Origin of the sequence: Mesorhizobium album (genome assembly GCF_033977205.1) — a bacterium.
Lineage (GTDB): Bacteria > Pseudomonadota > Alphaproteobacteria > Rhizobiales > Rhizobiaceae > Mesorhizobium > Mesorhizobium album.
In genome coordinates, this window is the sequence record NZ_JAVIIW010000094.1 from 1 (window position 1) to 5,975 (window position 5,975).

General features: G+C 56.6%; 6 protein-coding genes and 1 pseudogene. 3 read left to right on the forward strand and 4 right to left on the reverse strand.

Annotation, left to right across the window (positions count from 1 at the left end; genetic code table 11):
* Positions 1 to 137 precede the first annotated feature (137 nt).
* Entirely contained in the window at positions 138 to 320 is a 183-nt protein-coding gene (locus RFN28_RS34120; RefSeq protein WP_065012146.1) for a hypothetical protein, read from the reverse strand.
* A 1-nt stretch (position 321) separates the two neighbouring features.
* Between RFN28_RS34120 and RFN28_RS34125 the strand changes: the two genes are divergently transcribed.
* Positions 322 to 711 carry a hypothetical protein gene (locus RFN28_RS34125; RefSeq protein WP_320291527.1) on the forward strand — a complete coding sequence of 130 codons (390 nt, stop codon included), beginning with the start codon at positions 322 to 324 and terminating at the stop codon, positions 709 to 711.
* Positions 627 to 824: pseudogene (locus RFN28_RS34130) on the forward strand (transposase domain-containing protein); the annotation flags it as partial. The gene RFN28_RS34125 and the pseudogene RFN28_RS34130, both read left to right, overlap by 85 nt.
* Before the next feature lie 466 nt (positions 825 to 1,290).
* Here the strand turns inward: RFN28_RS34130 and RFN28_RS34135 are convergent.
* From RFN28_RS34135 to RFN28_RS34145, 3 genes are all read right to left on the reverse strand, one after another.
* The gene (locus RFN28_RS34135) at positions 1,291 to 1,734 is read right to left on the reverse strand and encodes a thioesterase family protein (RefSeq protein ID WP_320291523.1); all 444 of its coding nucleotides are present in this window, start codon (positions 1,732 to 1,734) and stop codon (positions 1,291 to 1,293) included.
* A 147-nt stretch (positions 1,735 to 1,881) separates the two neighbouring features.
* Complete coding sequence (locus RFN28_RS34140) at positions 1,882 to 2,865, reverse strand: 3-hydroxyacyl-CoA dehydrogenase NAD-binding domain-containing protein (protein ID WP_320291524.1); 984 nt, start codon at positions 2,863 to 2,865, stop codon at positions 1,882 to 1,884.
* Positions 2,866 to 3,664: 799 nt separating this feature from the next.
* Positions 3,665 to 4,549, reverse strand: a complete 885-nt coding sequence (locus tag RFN28_RS34145) for a beta-keto acid cleavage family enzyme (protein WP_320291525.1) — start codon at positions 4,547 to 4,549, stop codon at positions 3,665 to 3,667.
* 941 nt (positions 4,550 to 5,490) lie between these two features.
* Between RFN28_RS34145 and RFN28_RS34150 the strand changes: the two genes are divergently transcribed.
* The gene (locus RFN28_RS34150) at positions 5,491 to 5,841 is read left to right on the forward strand and encodes an aldolase/citrate lyase/malate synthase family protein (RefSeq protein ID WP_320291526.1); all 351 of its coding nucleotides are present in this window, start codon (positions 5,491 to 5,493) and stop codon (positions 5,839 to 5,841) included.
* The last annotated feature ends 134 nt before the right edge of the window (positions 5,842 to 5,975 follow it).

A 5,975-nucleotide genomic window follows, 5' to 3' on the forward strand; every position in this document is an offset into this window, starting at 1 on the left:
CTATGTCACCCGTTATCATAACCCGCAGTGATCGCCGCCGGCGCCGACTAACGGCTGACCGCCATACAAGCATCAGGCGACTTCGGGAAGGCGCCTTGGCGCATCGCTTACGCTTCAAAACCGCGGCCGGCAGGAGATCAGCGCTCGTCATCGTCACGCTCCTCGGCCGCAACGCTGGCGGCCTCCAACAGCAGACGGGTCAACTGGGCGACTGCTATCCGGCGGTCCGAGGCGCTGATCCTCTGGAGCTTTCCGGAATCGAACGGAATGCTGAGTTGGCGCGGCGCGAGTGGCAGCGGCAATGTTGGCAGGCTTCGCATCTTGCTCCTCCTGGACGATGTTTGGATCGCCCAGAGAGCTTCGTCTGATTCCCTGCTCGATGAGCAGCTGATGCAACTCAGTGAGCGCCACCGTGGATACGCGCGGCGCGCCAAACGTCATTGCGGCACAGATGGCCGGATCGAGCATCCAAGCGGCCACGACGACGACCACGCCGGGCGCCACTTCAACGTGAACGACCTCGCCGCCGGCGCGCCGCTCTGTGTACAGGCGGCGAACCCGCCGCCCACAAAGTGCGTGCCAGCGGTAACAAACTTCAACTTCCTGCCCGACATGGGCAGAATGACCGCGCGATTGCTCTCGGCAGAAAGTCCTGGCTGTTCTGCCGGTCCGATCGCGGCGGACAGCGCGCTGCCATTCTCTACAGCCTGATGGCCAGCGCCAAGTTGAATGACATCGACCCTCAGGCCGATATCCTGGCGCGCATCGCGGCCCACCCAGCACAGCGGATCGATGATTTGCTGCCGTGGAATTGGCGATCCGCAATCGAAACCTTGACCCCAGCACCGCAGTGCTCAGGGGCTCATGGCCGCCGGATACGCACCCCTGCGGTCTTCACCGAATGCGTACACCTTTTCCGGACCAAAGTCGATTGCGGCCGGAGCTCATCGCCGGGGCGCTCTCGGTCTCCCGGATATTGAAGCTTTAGCCCCGACCCACCGGTCGTCAGTGGTCTGAGGCGGCCCATCAGGCTGACGAAATGGGGCGCGCCAATACGCCACTACCAAGTCCGGCCACCATGAGCAGGAGAGCCAAGTCTTTCACCCGGATCACTAGGCCTTCCGACGCAGCCGGTAGACACCTCGGACCGCCGCGTGCTCGTTATCACTGAATTTAAGCGTAACCTCAGAACATCGGAACATCGTAATATCGAAGCCGTCTCAGATTTGATCGTCCCTCACGAACACGCATGAAGGTGTCGACGAGACAACTGACGCAGATCAGGTATGTTCATTCTAATCTCGGTATGCCCATTCGGCGACTGACAATACCCGGATCGAATGTACCACTGTCCGCCTCGACACGGCGTCTAAGCTCGGCCATCACATCTGGCTGAAATGGTTCTACGCGGCGCGATAGCAGGTTGAAATTCAGGAAAAGCTGTTCAGCTGTTGACAGTAACGTTCCGTCGCCACGTACCATCGCTTGCACGACATGGACTCGCTTTTCGTCAATGTCGGCTATCCAAGTAGTGAGGAGCAAATCGTCGCCGCACATCGCCTCCTTCTTGTAAGCGACCCGCGCTTCGGCGGTGACGAGGCCAGAGATCACAGATCCATCCCGACTGAGACGTATCGCAGCGTCGAGCCGTACATCCGCAGCTCGACTGAACGCTCCCAGATAGTGCACCATATTCATGTGCCCATATCCGTCGATAAGATCGTCGGTCACCATTGTTACAAATTCCCGGGTTGCATCCATCTATTTGCCCAATCTCGGGTTGTCCGATGGCGTATGGCTCGCCTTGATCTCGACAACCTTTGGCATGTCGCCGGTCCTCCACCCACCTTGAATTACGCCAACATCAACTGGGAATCGATATTAGTCACCTTTAGGCACTTTAAGCCTCTCCCTAGCCCGCTTTAATGCAGCTCGAATGGCCACCACGCCTGCATCTCGCCATTCCAAGAGCTCGGCTTGGCCATTGGCGCCAATTCCTTTTGCCACTTGTTCGGCATAAATTTGCATCAATTCCCGATCTGGCTGAAAGCTTGGTGGCGCTAGGTACCCCCTCTCCATCTCATCAGCGAGACCTTCTATACCGGCGCCATAAAGAACCGGATCTCGAACTGCAAGAAAAAATACAGATGATGGACCAATTACAGCCCATCTTATGGCAGGACCAGCAGCAATAGCTGTGTCGATTGCTTGAAGGTCAGCTACTCCTTGGGACATTATGTAAAGAATTTCTCTCCAAACAGCGAACTGGATTCTATTCCCAATGTACCCTGGGATTTCCTTATCGAGTGCGACCACTTCGCAACCTGTCGATCTGTAAAACGCGGACGCCGTGGCAGCCGCCTGACAAGCGACGTCCCCTCCCGCAATCTCTACAAGAGGCACGAGATATGGTGGATTGAAGGGATGACCGATCAGAATGCGCTCCGGGTGCCGGGCATGACGTCTCAAATGAGCGGCGAGGAAGCCCGAAGAACTCGAAGCGATGACGACACCGGGCGCCGTGAGTGCATCAATTTCGCCAATCAGTTTGATCTTCGCGTCGACGTTTTCGGTCGCACTTTCCTGAACGAAGTCCGTACCCTCAAGGGCTTCGATCATGTTGGCTGTAAAGTGTACACGTGAAGGAGAAGCGCTTGGTGCCATTCCCAGCTCGGCAAGTTGCGGCATTGCTTTGGCTAAGTATTCCTTCAAAAAAGCCTCCCGTTCGGCGGCAGGATCATAGACGACGACATCTAAACCAGCCCTCATAAAATGAGCGGCCCATCCGGCCCCAATCAGCCCACCGCCGATGCAAGTGACCTTGGAGATCCCGTGCGCATTGCCTCGTGATTTCTGCTCAGCCATTTATACTCTCTTTAACATTGAAATGTCGTCTCGCAGACGCAACGCCGCCTCGGGCAACGGACTCAAGCGTGATCCGACATATGGTTATGATGTCGTAGATAGGCAGCCCTGTCATACGACGAATTGCCGGCGTTATCGGCGGGAATCCAGTGCAAGTGAAAAGTAGCGCCGCTATGCCCGGATTTGCGACGCGGAGCCACGCGACGCAAGCAGCTACATCGTTTTCGATGTCGGCGACCACTGTCGGCTGTGGCGGGCGCATAGACGCGTTTTCCAAAAACCTTACTGCCTTCGATGTCGCCGATGACGATTCGATTCCGCTCGGCCTGACTACCGAGCCCAAGTAAATCATCTCTAAAAACTCGCGAATCGGCCGTGACAAGAGTGAGTTTTTCTTTTGGGTCCAGTTGACGGGGGAGCGCGAGCACTAAGAGCAGGCTTGACATCACTACGGGGAAACTTACCGCCGCACATCACCGCCCGTTGTTGTCGAGGCCGAGCCGCAGTTCGAGCTGATTGCGACTGCACCTCGCTCGACGAGCCTTCGCGCTGCCGCGATAACCGCGGGATCGAGCGCGGAATTGCCCTGCATCACGATATCGGCCCAAGCTCCTTCAACGGTTTCAATTATTGTGGGAAAGTTGAAGGTAGCTGAACTACAGCACGCTCGCTGGGGGCTCTGGCAGCGGCACACCGGGCGGCAATCCACTTTCCAGATCAAAAATGCCAAGACAGCTTCCGATTTTCGACGCCATTTTGCCTCCAAGACCTATAGCTAGATTTGATAAATTTCGGGCGGTCATCCGCGCTTCTCAACTCCAAGGATTACCCGTGCCTCGGCAGGCGTGGCGACGCTTGCGCCCATGCGCTCGATGATCCCGACCGCGTTGTCAACAAGATCGGTATTGGAAGCCAGTACGCCACGTCGGAGATAAATGTTATCTTCCAATCCGACCCGGACATGACCACCCATGGCCACCAACTGTCCAACCATCGTCATTTCATCTGCCCCACACCCAAATCCGCCCCAGATTGCTCCTGGAGGCAGAATCTCACGCATGGCCTGCACAACGGTCGGAACTGCCGGAGCGCCATAACCCGTGCTGAGACAAAATTGGAAAAGGGGAACGCCGTCGATTAGGTTTTCGGATATGAGCTTCTTAGCGATTTCGATGTGACCTAAATCGAAGCACTCGAGCTCCGGCTTGACACCAGCGTCGCGCATAAGTGACGCCATTTCTCGCAAATCGGACATGCGCGCAACATAAATCCGCTCCCCGAAACCAAATGTTCCGCAGTCTAGAGTGCTCAGCTCAGGCTGAAGTTTGACGGAATGGGAGCAGCGTCCGAGTGCGTTTTTAAGTGTGCTAGTCTTTCCGATTTTTAAAGGAACCAAAGGATCAAGTTCAATTTCGCCGTCCATTCCACAGGTTAAGTTGATAATTACATCTGGCGCTGCGTCCCTGAGCTTTTTGACGACCTGTTCATATAGCTCAAATCGGTTTGATGGTGCCCCCGTCTCAGGATCACGGACGTGAATATGCACAATCGCAGCTCCAGCCTTTGCAGCTTCGAGTGCAGCCTCCGCGATTTGCGATGGCGTCTTGGGGATATTGGGATGCTTCGCAAGCACTTCGGAACCCCCGCCTGTGACCGCACACGTGACAATGACTTTCCGCGACATCAGAAACTCCAACTTGGGTGTCGTATCAATCGTTTAGTCTGGACAGCCATACACTCGGTGCGGCGACGAGTGGTCAAATTACCGAGGGACAGGGGGAGGCTTATCCTCAAATCTGTCGGATTTTTCATGCGCCTGCCCCTGTTGGTCAAATATTGATTGTCGCCGCCAACCATCTGGACGCGAGATGGCTGAAGTCGTGGGTCGGAGATCGAGGTGTGGGCCTCCCCCTGCGACGAGGTAGTAGAGGATCCAAATGCGGGATGAGTGTTTGAATCTATGAACCTTTGACGTTCGCAACTCCCACACACTGCGGTCCTAGGGGGAGATTGACCCGTCCCAAACCTAGGTTTTGTCGAAGGCTATCGTAGGAGCGGGTGATCGCTGAGGAGGCTCCCCAGTTAGCCGTCGATCGCGAGGAGGCAGGAGAGAAGACCAGGCTACGTCGAGCGCACTGTTCGGAAAATGGAAGCGAGTTCTTTCCGCAGGTAAAAACGCCATGTGAATGCTAGCAGCGCCAAGCCCACATGGCTCCCTATCTCAAAATGAGATAGGGCCGTTCGCGACTTTATATTGGCAACGACTATTCTAACTGGTGTATAGATTTGGCCAGAAGGCGGTGAGTTCGCCCCCCAAGCGCGGCTTCGTCAACCTCGAGTAGAATTAGAGTGCGGATCGAAGACGTGATTCTGACGCCCGGCAACGGCGCCTTCCAGGACGGCGCTATTTATGTCGGCGAGAGCCGTTGACTCCTGGCTTCCGCACTCCAGTTCCGGCTCTTGGCGCTCATACCGAGGCTGTCCGCGAGGAGGTTCTGGGACTTTTGCGCGTAAAGAGCCGCGTCAGCGTGAGTACGCGCCTTGTCGTGTTGGTGCGCTCGCGATTTAGACAGAGCGAGCATATTCAGCGCCGCTGTTGGCGGCGCCCCGGGCTTCGACCTTCTCTTGACGCCGAATCTTTCTATTCTGTTTGCCGCCCGAGCGGCCGGCTTGCTCCCGCTGAGCTTCGTAGGAAGCAGGGAGTTCTCGGACGCTGACAAACTTCGTGAAGTCGCGGCGCATGCGCGGCGGCTTGGTTTTGCGGGAGGTTTGGCGATCCATCCGACACAGGTGGCCATTTTCAATGAGGCCTTCTCGCCAAGCGCACAAGAACTCGAGTGGGCCCGTCGCGCCGTTGCAGCGGAAAACGATGGCGCCACGAGCGGACTGTCTGCACTCTCGTTGAATGGCAAGATGATTGATCCGCCAGTGGTGCGGCGCGCCCGTGAGATCCTGGCTCTCGCCAACAGCGACTGACCTGCCTCTGCCGGACGGGCGCCTCTAGCAGGCTTCTCTGATTGGGGTCGTTAAGGTCAAGCCCCTCCTCGTGATATTTTTCCCTACTCCAGTCGCCCCGCGGGTCACTCGCTTCTCTTCGCGGTCGATGTTAG

Coding starts and splice junctions, on each gene's coding strand:
- RFN28_RS34145 (WP_320291525.1), bottom strand. CDS start 4,549: ATGTCGCGGAAAGTCATTGTCACGTGTGCGGTCACAGGCGGGGGTTCC.
- RFN28_RS34120 (WP_065012146.1), bottom strand. CDS start 320: ATGCGAAGCCTGCCAACATTGCCGCTGCCACTCGCGCCGCGCCAACTC.
- RFN28_RS34135 (WP_320291523.1), bottom strand. CDS start 1,734: ATGGTGACCGACGATCTTATCGACGGATATGGGCACATGAATATGGTG.
- RFN28_RS34140 (WP_320291524.1), bottom strand. CDS start 2,865: ATGGCTGAGCAGAAATCACGAGGCAATGCGCACGGGATCTCCAAGGTC.